The 16,570-nt window shown below is 56.5% G+C and carries 15 protein-coding genes; 1 reads left to right on the forward strand and 14 read right to left on the reverse strand.

The features are described from left to right. Positions 1–10: 10 nt before the first annotated feature. From JC200_RS10055 to JC200_RS10120, 14 genes are all read right to left on the reverse strand, one after another. Positions 11–517, reverse strand: coding sequence for an NYN domain-containing protein (locus JC200_RS10055; protein WP_274436122.1), 507 nt, complete (start codon positions 515–517; stop codon positions 11–13). Positions 518–536: 19 nt separating this feature from the next. Beyond that, positions 537–1,487 (reverse strand): 23S rRNA (guanosine(2251)-2'-O)-methyltransferase RlmB, encoded by a 951-nt coding sequence (rlmB, locus tag JC200_RS10060; protein WP_338000211.1) that lies wholly within the window; start codon positions 1,485–1,487, stop codon positions 537–539. After that, entirely contained in the window at positions 1,471–1,890 is a 420-nt protein-coding gene (locus JC200_RS10065; protein ID WP_274436123.1) for a Mini-ribonuclease 3, read from the reverse strand. Before JC200_RS10065 ends, rlmB begins: the two co-directional genes overlap by 17 nt. After that, the gene (gene cysS, locus JC200_RS10070; RefSeq protein WP_274436124.1) at positions 1,887–3,353 is read right to left on the reverse strand and encodes a cysteine--tRNA ligase; all 1,467 of its coding nucleotides are present in this window, start codon (positions 3,351–3,353) and stop codon (positions 1,887–1,889) included. Before cysS ends, JC200_RS10065 begins: the two co-directional genes overlap by 4 nt. A gap of 17 nt (positions 3,354–3,370) precedes the next feature. Continuing rightward, positions 3,371–3,859, reverse strand: coding sequence for a 2-C-methyl-D-erythritol 2,4-cyclodiphosphate synthase (gene ispF, locus JC200_RS10075; RefSeq protein WP_274436125.1), 489 nt, complete (start codon positions 3,857–3,859; stop codon positions 3,371–3,373). Further along, positions 3,859–4,566 (reverse strand): IspD/TarI family cytidylyltransferase, encoded by a 708-nt coding sequence (locus JC200_RS10080; protein WP_274436126.1) that lies wholly within the window; start codon positions 4,564–4,566, stop codon positions 3,859–3,861. Before JC200_RS10080 ends, ispF begins: the two co-directional genes overlap by 1 nt. Before the next feature lie 147 nt (positions 4,567–4,713). Then, positions 4,714–5,820, reverse strand: a complete 1,107-nt coding sequence (locus JC200_RS10085) for a PIN/TRAM domain-containing protein (RefSeq protein ID WP_274436127.1) — start codon at positions 5,818–5,820, stop codon at positions 4,714–4,716. Between the two features lie 321 nt (positions 5,821–6,141). Then, complete coding sequence (gene pssA, locus JC200_RS10090) at positions 6,142–6,876, reverse strand: CDP-diacylglycerol--serine O-phosphatidyltransferase (protein WP_274436128.1); 735 nt, start codon at positions 6,874–6,876, stop codon at positions 6,142–6,144. 58 nt (positions 6,877–6,934) lie between these two features. Continuing rightward, complete coding sequence (gene disA / locus JC200_RS10095; RefSeq protein ID WP_274436129.1) at positions 6,935–8,014, reverse strand: DNA integrity scanning diadenylate cyclase DisA; 1,080 nt, start codon at positions 8,012–8,014, stop codon at positions 6,935–6,937. Positions 8,015–8,024: 10 nt separating this feature from the next. Then, the gene (gene radA / locus JC200_RS10100; protein WP_274436130.1) at positions 8,025–9,386 is read right to left on the reverse strand and encodes a DNA repair protein RadA; all 1,362 of its coding nucleotides are present in this window, start codon (positions 9,384–9,386) and stop codon (positions 8,025–8,027) included. 180 nt (positions 9,387–9,566) lie between these two features. Further along, complete coding sequence (locus tag JC200_RS10105; RefSeq protein WP_274436131.1) at positions 9,567–12,002, reverse strand: ATP-dependent Clp protease ATP-binding subunit; 2,436 nt, start codon at positions 12,000–12,002, stop codon at positions 9,567–9,569. 2 nt (positions 12,003–12,004) lie between these two features. Beyond that, positions 12,005–13,081 (reverse strand): protein arginine kinase, encoded by a 1,077-nt coding sequence (locus JC200_RS10110; protein ID WP_274436132.1) that lies wholly within the window; start codon positions 13,079–13,081, stop codon positions 12,005–12,007. Between the two features lie 13 nt (positions 13,082–13,094). Further along, the gene (locus JC200_RS10115; RefSeq protein WP_274436133.1) at positions 13,095–13,607 is read right to left on the reverse strand and encodes a UvrB/UvrC motif-containing protein; all 513 of its coding nucleotides are present in this window, start codon (positions 13,605–13,607) and stop codon (positions 13,095–13,097) included. Positions 13,608–13,660: 53 nt separating this feature from the next. Continuing rightward, positions 13,661–14,143: a CtsR family transcriptional regulator gene (locus tag JC200_RS10120; RefSeq protein ID WP_274436134.1), complete on the reverse strand. Its 483-nt coding sequence runs from the start codon at positions 14,141–14,143 to the stop codon at positions 13,661–13,663. A 230-nt stretch (positions 14,144–14,373) separates the two neighbouring features. Here JC200_RS10120 and JC200_RS10125 point away from each other — a divergent pair, with 230 nt between their 5' ends. Further along, positions 14,374–14,943: a TetR/AcrR family transcriptional regulator gene (locus tag JC200_RS10125; protein WP_274436135.1), complete on the forward strand. Its 570-nt coding sequence runs from the start codon at positions 14,374–14,376 to the stop codon at positions 14,941–14,943. Positions 14,944–16,570: the final 1,627 nt, after the last annotated feature.

Below are 16,570 nucleotides of genomic sequence, written 5' to 3' on the forward strand. Positions count from 1 at the left end.
ATGATAGAATTCATTGCCGCCGCCATTTTTCTAGAATCTTCATAACATCCTGTCTAATTTGGTCACCTAAACGTGCTCTCTGTAAGTCCACTGTCTCGTTTCGCCCTTGAACAGATTGCTCAATCTGTTTTTCGGTGGCAGTCAAGCGTCGGAGCCATTCGTCAGCCGAGATGCGAAGTGCCCCCCCGCCGAAAGCAATCTGTTGTTCAGCGGCGTCAGATGTTGCCACCACCAACTGCCTGTAGCGGTCCCGCAGGTCGTACACCAACCGCTCAATACGCTCATCAGCCGTTTCCTGAGGCTGTGTGTAGAGCACTCGGACGCCCATAGTGTCCTCGTCGCTGCCGTGACCTGTCGTCTGGTGCGCGTCGTACACGATAATCACATCGCTCCCCGTAAACGCGTGGTACTCCCCAGATTTCGAGAGCAGCCACGCACGGGCGCTTTCCAGGTCCACAGTCTCCTTGAACCCCTTCTTCAAACGGCGACCAAGCACATTGTAGCCGTCGACAATCACACAGGTGTCAACCCGCCTTTTAGCCCCTCTGGCGGACGATTTCATACATCAGCACGCCCGCGGCCACGGACGCGTTCAGGCTCTGTACCTTACCGTGCATCGGCAGGTTGACCAAATAGTCGCAGCGCTCGCGGACCAAACGACTGATGCCCTGACCCTCGGAGCCGACCACCAGCGCAATCTTACCCTTATAATCAACCTCCGTATACGGAGTACCAGATTCCGCCGTGCTCCCGACGACCCAGTACCCCGCTTTCTTCAACTGGTCAATCGCTTGGTTAAGATTGGCCACGCGCGCCACAGGGAGGTACTCAAGCGCCCCAGCCGCTGCTTTCGCAACGGTTCCAGTGAGCGGTACCGCGCGGCGTTTGGGAATGACCACACCTTGTGCACCTGCACCTTCTGCTGTCCGTAGGACCGCGCCGAGGTTGTGCGGGTCACTCACCTCATCGAGCAAGACCACCAGCGGCGGCTGGCCTGTCTGCCGACTCATCACGTCCGTGAGGTCAGCATACTCATGTGCCGCCACATAGGCGACTACACCCTGATGTCCTTCGCCTGCAATGGTGCTGAGATGCGGCCTTGGCACCTTCTGCATCAAGACCCCTGCCGCCTTCGCCTTGCCGACGATTTCCGCAAGGCTGCCTCCCTCAGCGCCTTCTGCAATCAAGAGTTTGTTAATCGCGCGCCCTGCTCGCAACACCTCGAGAACGGGCCGCCGACCTGCGACAAACTCAGGCGCTTCCGACACTTCCTCCGTCCGTACTGATGCCGGTTTCGCCCGCGACGCGGTCGCCGCGGAGCGGGACTCTAGCTGCCGTGGAGCTCGCACAGTTCGCCCGCGACGTCCACCTCGCGCACCATCGTCCTGCATCCGCCCTTCACTGCGTGCCCTTCTCCCCTCGGCACTGCTCCGACTGCGGCGCGGTCCCTCTGCCCGACTCGTTGGTCCTCTACTGCTTCGTTGCATTGTTGTTATCCTCCCATTCATCAATCCAGGTCAGGGCCGCGCGGCAGAGTTCGTCCAGTCGCTCCTGATCACCAGTTCCGTACAAGTACCCAAGCACTGCCTCAAAGGCCGTACTGTGCCGGTAGGTCAAAACATCCGTACTCTTTCGCATGTGTCCTGCTTTCGCATTGCGGCCCCGACGCCACACTGCCTGTTCGGGCTCTGTCAACAGCGAGTAAATCCTGTCCGCCAACCAAGCTTGAGCGCTAGCCCGCACGTAGCGCGTCGCCGCTTTGTGCAACTCGGATGGACGTCGAACACCGAGACACAACACGTGGTTGCGCGCGTAGACTTCCCACACCGCGTCTCCCACGTAGGCCAAGGCTAGTGCGGACAACCCCTGTGCTGACCAGCCAACAGTCATTTGCGGCGCCACCGGGCGCCTTGAGGGGTATCTTCGATCACGATGTCCGCTGAAAGTAATTGATCGCGGATTTCGTCCGACCTCGCAAAGTCACGTTCTGCTCGCGCCTGCGCCCGTTCACGGAGCAACGCTTCCACCTGTTCGGCGGTCCACTGCTGGTCGTCTGGGTCGTCCGCTCCAGCTTCCGTGAGCGGCACCAAAGTCGCATCCGTCAACCCAAGTACTTCGAGCAGTTCTTGCAACATACTCTGCCAGCGCTCAATCCCGACCAGACTTACCATTCGCCCGGCCAGGTAGCTGTTCGCTTGTCGCACACCCTCAAACACGGCAGCAATCGCGTCTGCTGTGTTGAAGTCGTCGTCCATAGCCTCTTGGAACTGTCTCCGAACCTCTTCGAGGGCTTGCGCCACCGACTCTGAAAACGCCGAGACTTGGTCCTGGTGCAGCAGGTCTTTGGCCTGTTCCAGACTTGCCTTGCGGTGGTCAAGGTTCAGCAAGGCTCGGTCGATGCGGTCGAGGGCTTGTTCTGCTTGTGCCATCGCCTCTTCCGTGTAGTTCAGCGGCCGACGGTAGTGAGCAGACAGCAGGTAAAAACGAATTGTCCGTCCGGCGTGCTGACGCAACAGGTCGCGCGCCGTGACGAAGTTGCCCAGGGACTTCGACATCTTCTCTCCGTTGATGTTGATCATCCCGTTGTGCATCCAGTAGTTGGCAAAAGGTTCGCCTGAGTGCGCTTCACTCTGCGCGATCTCGTTCTCATGGTGCGGGAACATCAAATCACGTCCGCCACCGTGAATGTCAATGTTTTCGCCAAGATAGAGGTAGTTCATGACTGAGCACTCAATATGCCATCCCGGTCGCCCTGGCCCCCACGGACTATCCCAGTATTCTTCACCAGGTTTCGCAGCTTTCCAGAGCGCAAAGTCCGCCGGGTGTCGTTTCTCATCGCTGACTTCAATGCGAAACCCTGCCTGCATTTCATCGGTCGCCTGATGTGACAGTTTCCCGTAGTCTTCGAAAGATCCGGTGTCAAAATACACAGTCCCGTTTGATGCGTAAGCATACCCGTCGTTGACGAGTTTGGCAATGAAGTCGATGATGTCAGGAATGCACTCTGTCACGCGAGGGTGAACTGTCGCCTCGCGGATACCGAGCGCCTTCGCGTCGTGAAAGTACTCGTGAATGTTTCGGTTTGCGACTTCCCGGACGTTCATCCCGAGCTCATGTGCGCGATTGATAATCTTGTCATCCACATCCGTAAAGTTCTGCACGTAGCGCACGTCATACCCACGGTACTCGAGGTAACGTCTGACCGTGTCAAAGACAACAAACATACGGGCGTTGCCCAGGTGAAACAGGTCGTAGACGGTGGGTCCACATGCGTAAAACCGGACCTTCCCGGGTTCAATCGTCTGGAATGGTTCTTTCTCTCGAGTCATTGTATTGTACAGCACAATCCCCACTAGGTAAGCCCCCCACTCTATCGATCCGACAAAGCTGTTGGCACCAGCAGGGCCACAGCCTCTGCCGCGATGCCTTCTTCTCTACCGATACTCCCAAGCCGCTCCATCGTTGTCGCCTTGACACTGACGCGATCGACAGAACAAGCAAGGACCTTCGCAATCTTGTCACGCATCTCCGGGATGTGCGGTTGCAGTTTCGGACGTTCGGCAATCACCGTGATGTCGACATTACCGACACTGTAACCCCGCTCTGTTACCAGCTTGACGACGTGCGCAAGCATGAACGCACTGTCGACATTCCGATATGCCGGGTCGTTATTGGGAAAGTGTCCACCGATATCGCCAAGAGCAAGCGCGCCAAGGATTGCGTCAGTGACTGCATGAAGCACGACATCCGCATCGGAGTGACCTTCAAGTCCAAGCGGATGCGCTATCTCTACGCCACCGAGAATGAGCTTCCGGTCTCTGGCAAAGCGATGGATGTCAAATCCGGTTCCAATTCGCACTACTTCATCCCCCATTTGCACTGCGCCAACCAATCAGCGTATTGAAAGTCTTCTGGCGTTGTCAATTTCGGGTTGGGCGCAGTCGCTTCTACCATCGTCACAGGATAGCCAAGCTTCTCCACCAGCGCTGAGTCATCAGTTGCCACCGCCTGTGTCGTCCAAGCTGCAAACCCCGCTTTCAGCCAGTCCAGGCGAAACACTTGTGGTGTCAAAGCGTGCCAAAGGGCGCTGCGCTCGAGCGTTCGCTCAATTTTATCGCGCTCAACCCATTTCATCGTATCAATACATCGGCGCCCGAGTACGGCCGCACCGGTTTTGATCGCAACATCGAGCACTGCACGAACATCCGTCTCGGCAACAAACGGACGGGCTGCATCGTGGACGGCTACGATGTCGACCCGTCGGTCGCCCGCCGTGTCAGAAGCGCTCCACGCCTCCACGGCCGCTACGCCGCACGCGACTGACTGGGCACGGGTATCGCCGCCTGCCACCACGCGGCAGACTGTGCCAAGACCAGCTCGATCAACTTTTTCGGTCGTCAGAGCCACATCTCCCAGTGGAATGACCAAACAAATTCGATGCACGCCGCCTGCCAAGAGCGCTCTTGCGGAGCGTTCCCACACTTCCACGCCTGCGAGTACAGCGTATTGCTTGCGGAATCCCATGCGGGAACCTAATCCGGCTGCGACCAGTACCGCGTAGATCATCCCATCCCAACTTTCTTGACGCTCAACAACTTCAACATACCACGGACGTAAATGCGCATGCAAAAGGGGTCAGTGCCAGCCTGACCCCTTTGCTCGAACTGATCAGCCTACTTTGGCAACGCCTTTGATCGTCTTCTTAGCGCTGCCTCACAGTGCCTTCTCGAGCATCTTCGGTTTCGCGAAAATCATACGCCCCGCTGACGTCTGTAAGACACTGGTCACCAAAACATCAATGCGACCACCGATGTATTCCCGTCCGCCTTCAATCACGATCATCGTGCCATCGTCCAGATATGCGACTCCTTGATTGTACTCCTTGCCGTCCTTGATGACCTGGACATTCAGTTCTTCTCCCGGCAGGACAATCGGTTTCAAAGCGTTCGCCAAGTCGTTGATGTTCAGAACCTGAACACCCTGCAGTTCGCAGACTTTGTTCAAATTGAAGTCATTCGTGACGACCTTGGCAGACTGCTGCTTCGCAAGCCGCACCAGTTTACTGTCGACTTCCTGCAAGTCGTCGAAATCAATTTCAAGGACCTGCACTTTTACCTTAAGTTCCTTCTGAATGCGGTTCAGGACGTCGAGTCCGCGACGACCCCGGTTGCGCTTCAACACGTCGGAGGAGTCAGCGATGTGCTGCAGTTCTTCCAGCACAAATGACGGAATCACCAATACCCCATCCAAAAAACCTGTCTGGACAAGGTCGGCGATGCGACCATCGATAATCACACTGGTGTCGAGCAGTTTCGCCTCTCCCGCGCGAAACAGTTGCCCGGTGCCAGCCTTTTTGTCCTTCTCTTTCTCCTTGTCGCGGTCCCTCTCTTTTTTGTCCTGCCGCCCTGAAAACAGCGAAAGCAGTTCCTCCCGCTTCGTGAATCCGATGCGCAGTCCAAGGTAAGCCAAAAGAATACTGACGAAAAACTGCAGTGCCGTGCCAACGACTTTGACATCGCGCAGTGGCGACAGATACGCCACCAACAGCCCGAAAATCATGCCGATGGTGCCTCCGATTAGGTCAGCAAGCGGCGCCTTTTGCAACTTGTCTTCGACCCAACGGATGAGCGTCACCACATAATTGACCAGCCAGAAGGTAGCCAAGAGAAAGATGGCACCACCGAGCGCGGCGCCGAACCATTTTGACGAGAACGGCGCTGACTTGAGATGAAAGACATACAGGAATAAGTCCGGGGCAAACGTGTACCCGATCACCACCCCAATGACCGTGAAAAACAAGTGGACAATTCTCTTTACCATCGGATTGTCACCTCCTAGTCCTAGTATGGGCAAAAATTTCTGGACCAAACCGCCAACACGGCATCACAGAGCCAGGTTTAGAGGACGCCAACTGCCCGACAAGCTCTTGAAGAATTTGGGGTGTATCTTGAGTGTACCATCGGCTGTGTATGCCGTCAAAAGTGGGTTCATAAACGCGACAAAGCCGAAACAGCACAGCTTACCTTCCGCTGCACTTTTTCGACCCTGTCCCCACACATGGCTTCGTACTGCGCCAATGCCATGATTCTTCTCTCATTATTTGATCACCAGTTTACACTACTTCGTGTGAGAGCTCCAGCGTCACTTCAAGCCCGGCTTCGCGGGTTCAGCTTCCCTGTCGTTGCGAAGGCGACGCCGATGCCGGAGCATTCTCCCAATGCCGTAGACGGCGTAGAGCGCCAGTGGCACAAAGATGAGGCGATTCACGACAGCGTATTGGTAACGAAAAATGATGTATACGGCGATTGCCAAAAGCGGCACAACGACGATGGCCGAACGCGGAAAAGCCACTTTTTTGAAGTTTGGATAACGTGCATGACTGACCATGAGGAGCGCCAAGACTACCATCCCTAAGGGCAAGATCACGTTCGCCGGGTCAAGCAGGTTCCGGTACAGCGCGAGTGTCGCCAGGATGCCGCCAGCGGCCGTGATCGGCAGACCGATGAAGTAATTCGTCGCCTTCTTCGCCACGTTAAAGCGCGCGAGTCTAAGCGCGCCGCAGATTGGGAATAAGATTGCGATTGCGACGCCGACTGTTCCCATGTCGCGGAGCACAACGTGCCACAAGATGAGCGTCGGCGCGACGCCAAACGTGACAATGTCCGAGAGGGAATCGAGTTCCCGCCCGAACTCGCTCTCTGCGTGGAAAAACCGCGCTGCTCGACCGTCAAAACCGTCGAGCACCATCCCAATCACAACCATCAGAGCTGCATCAGACGTCCGGCCCTTCGATGCAAGCAACAGCGCCCCGATGCCGAGCGCGAGATTAGATACGGTTAAGAGACTGGGTATGCGCTTAGTGACTGCGTCAATCACAGTTTTAACCCCCCATCATGCGCCTGCCAGCGCCACCCGTTCGATGTCAACCAAGACATTAGATGTGTCGGTCAATGAAGACCTGTTCCTGAATTCGTTTTAAACCATCCCGAACTGCTCGTGCCCTGACGGCGCCAATTCCTTCCACAGCGTCGAGTTCTTCGGTGGATGCGGAAAGGACGTTCGTGAGGGTCTCGAAGTTCTCCACGATGTTTTCGATCACCGGCTGAGGCAGACGGGCAATCTTGTTCAACAGCCGATACCCACGCGACGACACCGCCTCATCGCTAACGTTGGTCGGGACATTGTGACCGAGTACCTTCGCAAGCACAAGGTACTCGAGCAACTCGTCGTTGCCGAGGCTGTGCAGCCTGGACAGCAATTGGTGCGGCGTCTCATCTGGACCAAAGCGGGCATAGTCCTTGACAAGCAGGTACGCTTCTTCGTCGACTTTGGCAACGAGTTCCTCAAGCTGCATGCTGATGAGGCGACCCTCTGTTCCAAGCTCTGTGATGTAACGCTTGATCTCGGACTTGATGCGCAAGACCATCTCAAAGCGCTGTAACACCAGTGTCACTTCCTGTAGCGTCACGAGTTCTTCGAACTCGAGCGCACTCAGGTTCGTCAACGCCTGGTCAAGCACAGCCTTGTACTTCTCGAGTGTCTGCATAGCTTGATTTGCCTTTGTGAGAATCACGCCGATGTCTTTCAGTGCGTATTTGAATGACCCTTGGTACAGGGTAATCACGTTTCGGCGTTGCGATATGCACACGACAAGCTGTCCCGTTTGTTTCGCCACCCGCTCCGCGGTGCGATGCCTAGTGCCCGTCTCAGAAGTCGGGAGGGTGTGATCAGGGTTCAAGTTTACGTTTGCGTACAGCACCCGTTTGAGGTCTTCACTCACGACAATTGCGCCATCCATCTTGGCCAATTCGTAGATGTGGGAGGGAGTCAGTTCACACTGGATGGAAAAACCTCCGTCCATGAGGTTCAAAACTTGGTCTGTCGCACCGACCACGATGAGACCGCCGGTTTTTGCGCGCAGGATGTTTTCGACGCCTTCTCGCAGCGTCGTACCAGGGGCTACCATGCGCAAAATCTTGTTGACGTCCTGGTCCCGCTTTCCATCCTCCCGCATCTGTCCACCCCTACAAGGCCAACTGAAGCGCTTCTTGAATCGAAGCCACGCCCTTTACCTCAATCCGCCCATTGTACTTCCAACCGCCAAGGCTGTGTGTTGGCACCAAGCAGCGCGCAAACCCGAGCTTCTCAGCTTCTCGGATTCGCTGCTCCAGGCGCGACACCGACCGAACCTCGCCAGTCAGTCCAACTTCTCCAATGTATACGTCTCCCGCTGCCAGCGGTCGGTCGCGAAAACTGGAAGCCACCGCGAGGGCGACACCGAGATCAATCGCGGGTTCATCGACCCGCATACCCCCGGCGACATTGACATAAGCATCTGACGACTGCAGCTGGAGGCCGAGTCGCTTTTCGAGCACCGCCATCACCAGACTGACGCGGTTGTGGTCTGCACCCGTACTCATCCGACGCGGTGTGCCGAAACTCGATGACGCGACAAGCGCCTGCACCTCGAGCAAGAGCGGTCGAGATCCTTCGAGCGCTGCAACGACAGCCGATCCGGGTGACTGCAAGGCTCGTTCCGACAGAAACATCTCTGACGGGTTCACAACTTCCTGCAGCCCCTCGTTCTTCATCTCAAAGATCGCCAACTCATTTGTGGACCCGAAGCGGTTCTTTACCGCCCGCAAGACCCGAAAGGCTTGGTGACGTTCTCCTTCAAAGTATAGTACTGCGTCAACCATGTGTTCAAGCAAGCGAGGTCCCGCCAAACTGCCGTCCTTCGTGACGTGCCCGACGATAAAGGTAGCAATGTTAAACTGCTTCGCGACGCGCAGGAGCAGACTCGTGCACTCGCGAACCTGCGCTACGCTGCCTGGCGCGGAGGTTAGTCCTGAGCGGTACATCGTCTGGATTGAGTCAATCACGAGAAAACCAGGGCGGACCTGCTCCACCGCTCGCACAGTGACATCGAGGTCGGTCTCCGCGAGTACCAATAGGTTCTCGTTCGTCGCTTCGATGCGTTCTGCCCGCAGTTTCAGTTGATTAGCAGACTCCTCGCCGGATACGTACAAAACTGTGTGACCCCGCCCTGCCATTGTATGCGACAATTGCAGTAACAATGTCGACTTCCCAATGCCAGGGTCGCCGCCTACCAACACCAGCGAGCCGGGGACAACGCCACCACCAAGTACCCGGTCGCACTCCGGGAAGCCGGTTGCAACGCGCGTCTCCAACTGTGAAGGGATATCCGGAATGCGGCGTGGGACAGCTGCATTCGCGAGGCCACTTGGCAACGACGCAACCTTTGCAGAGGGTCGCAGTTCTTCCACATATGTGTTCCATTCGCCACAGCCGCCGCACCGGCCTGCCCATTTGGCTGACACATGTCCGCACGACTGACAAACATACTGCGTGTTTGACTTTGGCACTTGCCCACCACCCCGTTCCTGCTAGACTCCATCATAACAGGTAGCGCTTGGGACTGCAGGCTGCCCTCAGTGGGAACGGAAGGCTGCCCCGCCGGCATCGCAATGCCGTCTGGGCAGCCTCGTCAACCTGCTGCTCTTATGCCTCGCTCACGCTTTACGCTTCTGCACGGTGTCTTCGCGTCAGCTCTTCACAGCCTTGCGAGTCTCTGCTGGGCCGACGACGAGACCCCCATCGCCCACGTCAATCAGCACCCGACTCCCCCGCTTGATGCTGCTGGTCAGCAGCGCTTCCGAGAGTTTGTCTTCGATGTGCCGCTGAATCGCGCGCTTCAGCGGACGCGCACCGTACTGTGGATCGAAGCCTTCCTTGGCGAGGAACGCTTTGGCCGCGTCCGTCAGCGTAAACTCGATCTCCTGCTCCGCCAGGCGCTTCTGCAGGTCTTTCACCATGAGGTCGACGATGTTGCTGATCTGCGCCTCGTCGAGCGGGTGGAAGACGATGATCTCATCGACGCGGTTGAGGAACTCCGGACGGAACGAGCGCTTTAGGTCGTCCATGACTTTCGCCTTCATATCTTCGTACCGGCTGGCCGTGTCCGGCTTAAAACCAAGCGAACCACCCTTGCGGATCTGCTCTGCGCCGACGTTCGATGTCATGATGATCACGGTGTTCCGGAAGTCCACCGTGCGGCCCTTCCCGTCCGTGAGACGGCCGTCGTCAAGCACTTGCAGGAGGATGTTGAAGACCTCCGGGTGGGCCTTCTCAACCTCGTCAAGCAGTACGACCGAGTACGGTTTGCGACGGACTTTCTCAGTCAACTGGCCGCCTTCCTCAAAGCCGACGTAACCTGGAGGGGCGCCGACCAAGCGGGCAGTCGAGTGCCGCTCCATAAACTCAGACATGTCGACACGGATCATTGCGTCCTCGTCACCGAACATCGACTCCGCGAGGGCGCGAGCTAGTTCTGTCTTACCAACACCGGTCGGGCCGAGGAAGATGAACGAGCCAATCGGCCGCTTCGGGTCCTTCAGCCCAGCTCGAGCTCTGCGGATGGCGCGAGCCACAGCGGTGACGGCTTCTTCCTGACCAATCACGCGGCTGTGCAGAATCCCCTCCATGTTCATCAGCCGTTCCGATTCCTCTTGCGCCAGCTGCTTCACAGGTACGCCAGTCCACGCCGCCACGATGTGCGCGATGTCGTCCGCTGTCACCCGGATATCGTCGTTGGCCTGCGTCTTCTGCCACTCGGCTTTCTTCGATTCCAGCTCTTGCTTCAGCTTCTGCTCCTGATCGCGCATGGAAGCAGCCTTTTCAAACTCCTGGCTCTGCACCGCGGAGTCTTTCTCACCGCGCACTTTCTCAAGCCGTTGTTCCAGTTCTTTTAAATTTGGCGGAGCGGTGTGCGTCTGCAAGCGGACGCGGGACGCCGCTTCATCAATGAGGTCAATCGCCTTGTCAGGCAGGAAACGGTCCGTGATGTAGCGGTCTGACAGGCGGACTGCTGCGTCGAGCGCCTCATCCGTGATCTTCACGCGGTGGTGCGCTTCATAGCGGTCGCGCAGTCCGTGCAAAATCTGCACAGCCTCTTCAGGCGTCGGCTGGTCGACCGTGATCGGCTGGAAACGCCGTTCGAGCGCCGCATCCTTCTCGATGTGCTTGCGGTACTCGTCGAGCGTCGTCGCACCGATACACTGCAACTCGCCGCGCGCCAAAGCCGGTTTCAGAATATTTGACGCGTCAATCGCGCCTTCAGCACCACCGGCGCCGATTAGGGTGTGCAACTCGTCGATGAAGAGGATCACGTTGCCTGCCTGGCGGATCTCCTCCATGATTTTTTTCAAGCGGTCCTCAAATTCGCCGCGGTACTTCGTGCCAGCTACCACCGTGCCCATATCGAGCACCATGACGCGCTTGTTGCGCAAGGTCTCTGGAATGTCGCCGTTCACAATGCGCTGCGCAAGCCCTTCTGCGATTGCCGTCTTACCGACGCCAGGCTCACCGATGAGCACCGGGTTATTTTTGGTACGGCGGGAGAGCACTTGAATCACGCGCTCAATCTCGCTGCTGCGCCCGATGACCGGATCAAGTTTCCCGTCCCGCGCCATCTGCGTCAGGTCCCGCGCGAGTCCGTCGAGCGTCGGCGTACCCGCAGCCGAGTCTTTGTCCGGCCCAAGGTCGGTCAAATCGCCGCCGAGCAGTTGCAGCACCTGCTGGCGCGCCTTGTTGAGGCTGATGCCGAGGTTTCCGAGCACACGGGCCGCAACGCCTTCTCCCTCGCGGATGAGACCCAGCAGGATGTGCTCGGTGCCCACATAGCTGTGGTTCAGTTTGCGCGCCTCGTCGATCGACAGTTCAATCACTTTCTTGGCGCGCGGGGTGTATGTCATGGCACTGACTTGACCCTGGCCGGGGCCGATGATGCGTTCGACCTCAGACTGCACCTTCTCGGCGCTGACGCCGAGGCTGATCAGGGCCTTCGCAGCGATCCCGTCCCCTTCCCGCACTAATCCAAGCAAAATGTGCTCAGTCCCGACGCCAGGGTGATGCAAGCGGGACGCTTCGTCCTGCGCCAAGGCCAGAACTTTTTGGGCTCGTTCGGTGAATCTTGTGTACATAGTTACTGCACCTCCGTATCGTCGAGTCTGAGTCGCTCGCGGATCAGTGTCGCCCGGCGCAAGTCGCGTTCCGCGGGGGGCAACTCCTGGTTGTAGTACTTCTGTAAGAACGCCGGTTGGCTCATGACAAGCAGTTCTTTGAGGATCCCGGCGGAAACACCTGTAATCATGCCTAAGTCAATCCCGAGTCGGACATCGGACAAACGCTGCAGTGTCTCTTTAGAATCCATTCGTCTCGCGTAAGCAAGGATTCCAAAGGAGCGGCTCACGCGGTCTTCGAGTCCATCCCGGTTCTCCTGCACCAGTACGCGGCGAGCGCTGCGTTCGTGATCAATCAACTGGTGGACGACACTGTCGAGGTTACCAATAATCTCTTCCTCAGTTTCGCCCAACGTTACTTGGTTAGAAACCTGAAATAGATTTCCGGCTGACTCGCTGCCCTCGCCGTACATCCCGCGTACGGTAAGCCCGACCTGCGATACGGCAGATAGCAGTCGGTTAATCTGACCGGACAGAACGAGACCTGGCAAGTGCAACATCACGGAAGCTCGAATTCCCGTGCCAACGTTGGTCGGGCAAGCTGTCAGGTAGCCATAGCGGTCGTGGAACGCGTACGGGATCTGCTCCTCAAGTGCATCGTCTAACTTATTTGCCACATCCCATGCCTCTTCGAGTCTACGTCCTGGCATCAGGCACTGAATGCGCAAGTGGTCTTCTTCGTTGATCATCACGTTGATGACCTCATCTGAACGCAGAGCGACAGCACCGTGTCGAACTTCTTCTGCTAAGTCTCTGCTAATGAGGTGTTTCTCGACAAGGACTTGGCGGTCGAGCGCGGACATGTCGGCAATGCGCAGAAGCTCAAACTGTCCACTAGCTGTTACCTTGGGGCTGTTCAGCGCGCGCTCCACTTGTTCGATCACGGCATTGGCGTGCGAGTCCGTCTGCAACATGGGAAAAGGGACGTCTTCGATGTTGCGAGCGATTCGGATTCGGCTGGTAAGCGCGATGTCGTCGTCTGGCCCGCTATCCTTCATCCACTTCGTCGTTGCGCGCTGGAGAAAGTCCTGTAATGACATCGAAGATCACCTCCTACTGTCCATGCGACTGCTCGAGCCCGCGAATCTCGTCTCGCAACTCAGCAGCCCGTTCAAACTGCTCAGCTGCCACAGCCTGTTGCAGTTCCGCCCGCAAGTGATCGAGCGTCTTTTTGCGTTTGACTTGCTCTCCCGCTTTGCCGGGTACTTTGCCTGAATGCTGGCCGTTGTTTTGGATGCGCCGCAGCAGCGGCTCGAGGCGACTCGAGAAGCTGTCATAGCAGTGCGGGCAACCGAACCGCCCGGTCTGTGTGAATTGATTGTAGGAAAGTCCGCACACATCACAGCGTTGCGTTGTCGGCTGTGGCGCGGCAAACCCCGGTGAGGACTCCATGTTGAGCAACCCGCTCAACAAATGGTTGAAATCGAAGGCCTGAGCGGCCTTGGCAAACACGTTGCCTTTCTCCTTTGCGCACGTCTCGCACAAGTGATATTCGGTCTTCTCTCCCCCGACAATCTTGGTGAAGTGGACCGTAGCCGGACGCGTGTGACACTGTTCACACAACACCCTGCAACACCCCCCGTCAGTCGTCCGAAACTTATTGGGTTGAGCCCTCTGGCTCAACCCTCACCCTCGTCTGCCTTCGCCACAAACAGTGCAGCCAGCATCTGTGCCATCAGCCGCGCACGCAATTGGTCACGCAGTGGCAAGTTGATGTGTAGGGTGTCTCGGTTAATAGCAGCGCGAAGCAAACTGGCTTCGCGCTCAGTGATGACGTCTTCTCGCCTCAGGCGGTCGATGATACCCTCCGCCTCCCGCTGAGTCATTTCCACACCGATTGATTGTACGATATGAATCAGCGGCTCGTGTGCGTTCAGCTGCATCTGGCGAATGCGAATGTACCCGCCACCGCCACGCTTGGACTCGACGACATAACCTTGTTCAAGCGAGAACCGCGTGCTGATCACGTAGTTAATCTGGGACGGCACACACTGAAACAACTCTGCTAAATCGCTTCGCTGCAGTTCAATCATGCCAGCCTGACTCTTTTGGATGATCTGCTTCAGATACTGCTCAATGATATCGGAGATGTTGTTTCCCAATTCACTCCCCCTCCGCTCATTGTACGTATGGTTCTCTGACGTTGTTTGATTTTGACTTTGACTATTGTTGACTTTATTATAGCGCAGTCGATCGCGAATGCAAACACGCCGTCATTTTTCCGCGCACACGCCCCAGTTATGCCTATTGATGAGGCTCGTTGACCCTGTCACACTTTCACGATACACTTTCCCAAAAGGTACTGAGTGGTCTGAGAGAAGGGTGGTCACCGATGGCTGCGAACCGGCAGATGGAAATTGCACTTGCCGCCGTCAAACTATTTGAACGCAAAGGGTATCATGCAACTTCAGTGCAGGACATCGCAGACGAAGTCGGGTTGCAAAAGGGGAGCCTGTACCACTATATTCACTCCAAAGAAGACCTTTTGCTCCAAATCGCACACCAGGCGATCACGGACTTCAACGACCGCCTCGAAGCCATATTGGCCTCTAACCTGCCAGCCAAAGAGAAGTTGATTCAAGCAGTTGAAAACCACCTCACGGTCTCGACGGCCAACATCGAGACGACGACTGTGCTGCTACGCGAAGCGTTCTCTCTCGGTGAGAATCAGCACCAAGTCATCCAGGACTTGACGGATCGATATGTGGATTTGTGGGCGGCAATTCTCAACGAGGGTAAGGCCAATGGCGAATTCCATGTTGAACAGCCAAAGATCGCGGCACTCGCCATTCTTGGGGCGTGCAACTGGGTATACCGTTGGTATCGTACGTCCGGTAAACTCGGCGCCAAAGAGATTTCGCGCATATTCTCGGCCGTTTTCCTGGACGGCCTCTTGGCTTAGCTTATGAATGTTTCCCTACGGCTATCCGATCTGCAGCGCCACCTGCGTCCGAACGGTGACACGTAGGTCGATCAGTCACGTTCGATGGAGTCACGTTCGATGGAGTCACGTTCGATGGAGTCACGTTCGATGGAGTCACATTCGTTTTCATTACGGTCAAGATCGTCACGGGCGATTTCATTACGGTCGTTTTCATCGTGCGGATCGATGCGGCAGAAAGCAACTCGCACTTACCGGTTTGGACAAAGCCTATCGTTCAACAATTCGCTCTGCGTCGGGCTTGCGCAGAGCTTTCTTGTCCCTGAATCCGCCAGAGGACGACAGGCCCTCAATTGCTCAACCGGACATGACCGAGCTCGATCGCGTCGCGCTGTAGTGAGTCTGATCGCATAACGCTACCAACGGTATCAAACCGTGTCACATCCGTGTAACCTTTCGAGTGACAGCCGGCGGTACCCACCTTACCCATTTTGCTTAACGCTCTGTCGACTCGTTATCGTGTGATTTGTTTACATAATCAGGTGGCTAACGTCCTCACAACGCGTTATCCTCTGTTAGATCTCGGTTTCCCGCCCCCACTTGTGGCGATAACGCGTTTCTGGGACGTTATCGCCTCGAAATGGCCATTGTGCAAGCGAATAACGTCCTGACGGCGCGTTAGGCTTTGGCGATAACGCTATCGGAAGGTCTTATTGGTCTCATTTGGTCCGGCGCAGGCATATACCCCTTCCTGGGTATCCGCAATGCCAGGTGGACGAAAAGTACTCCATTGGAGTATGCCGCGGCGCGGCATACCATTTGAACTTGCCCCTCTATTTCGGTCGCTACCTGGCACTCACGCTCTGGCGCCACGTTAGGGTTGTGAGATAACACTGCCGCGACGTGTTATTCTTCGGTCCTTTGGAGTCTCTATGGCTCTGCTCGCTGCGGATGACTCACGGGCCCGTCATACCGAGAGTCGAACGCACTTTTTGTTCGTTATCCGCTCGTTGTTTACATAACTAGACCTTCGAATGGTCAAATTGTTCGCTCGCCTTCGCCAAACCCTCGTTTGTAGCCGATTTTGGCTCCGTAACGCATTTATTGTTCGCTATATGCCCGTCTGAGGGCCGATTTTGCCGTATAGCGCGCAATTTGATCACCCAACGCCTCAGTAGATACCCCTTCCTGGGTATCCGCAGTGCTATGTATACGAAATCGACGTTTCTCTCTGTCGCTTCCCCCGGTGTAAGGAGCAAAATGTACGCTATCACACTGTGGACACCACGCCATGCGGCCTTCCACTCTCCGCTTCGTTGTGAAACTCACCATCTGTACGCACCCCAGCACCGGAATCACCGACGTTGGGGCGCATATACCCCCATTGGGGTATCCGCTATGTGGACGTTTTGTACACTTACGCCGCTGACCCTCCACTTACGCAACCGGACCTCCACCCCGAAGTCTAGGACTCCATTGGAGTATGCCGCGGCGCGGCATACCATTTGAACTTGTCCCTTATCTTTACCCGTCCCCTCGGAACTTGCCCTTATCTCTTCTTGTCCCTGTTCCTGTCCCTTATCTCTCCTTGTTTCCCCGTACCCACGCATACGAAAAGGCCCAGCACACTCGGTGCTGGGCCTTCCCA

The organism is Alicyclobacillus sp. ALC3, assembly GCF_028751195.1.
Classification (GTDB): domain Bacteria; phylum Bacillota; class Bacilli; order Alicyclobacillales; family Alicyclobacillaceae; genus Alicyclobacillus_L.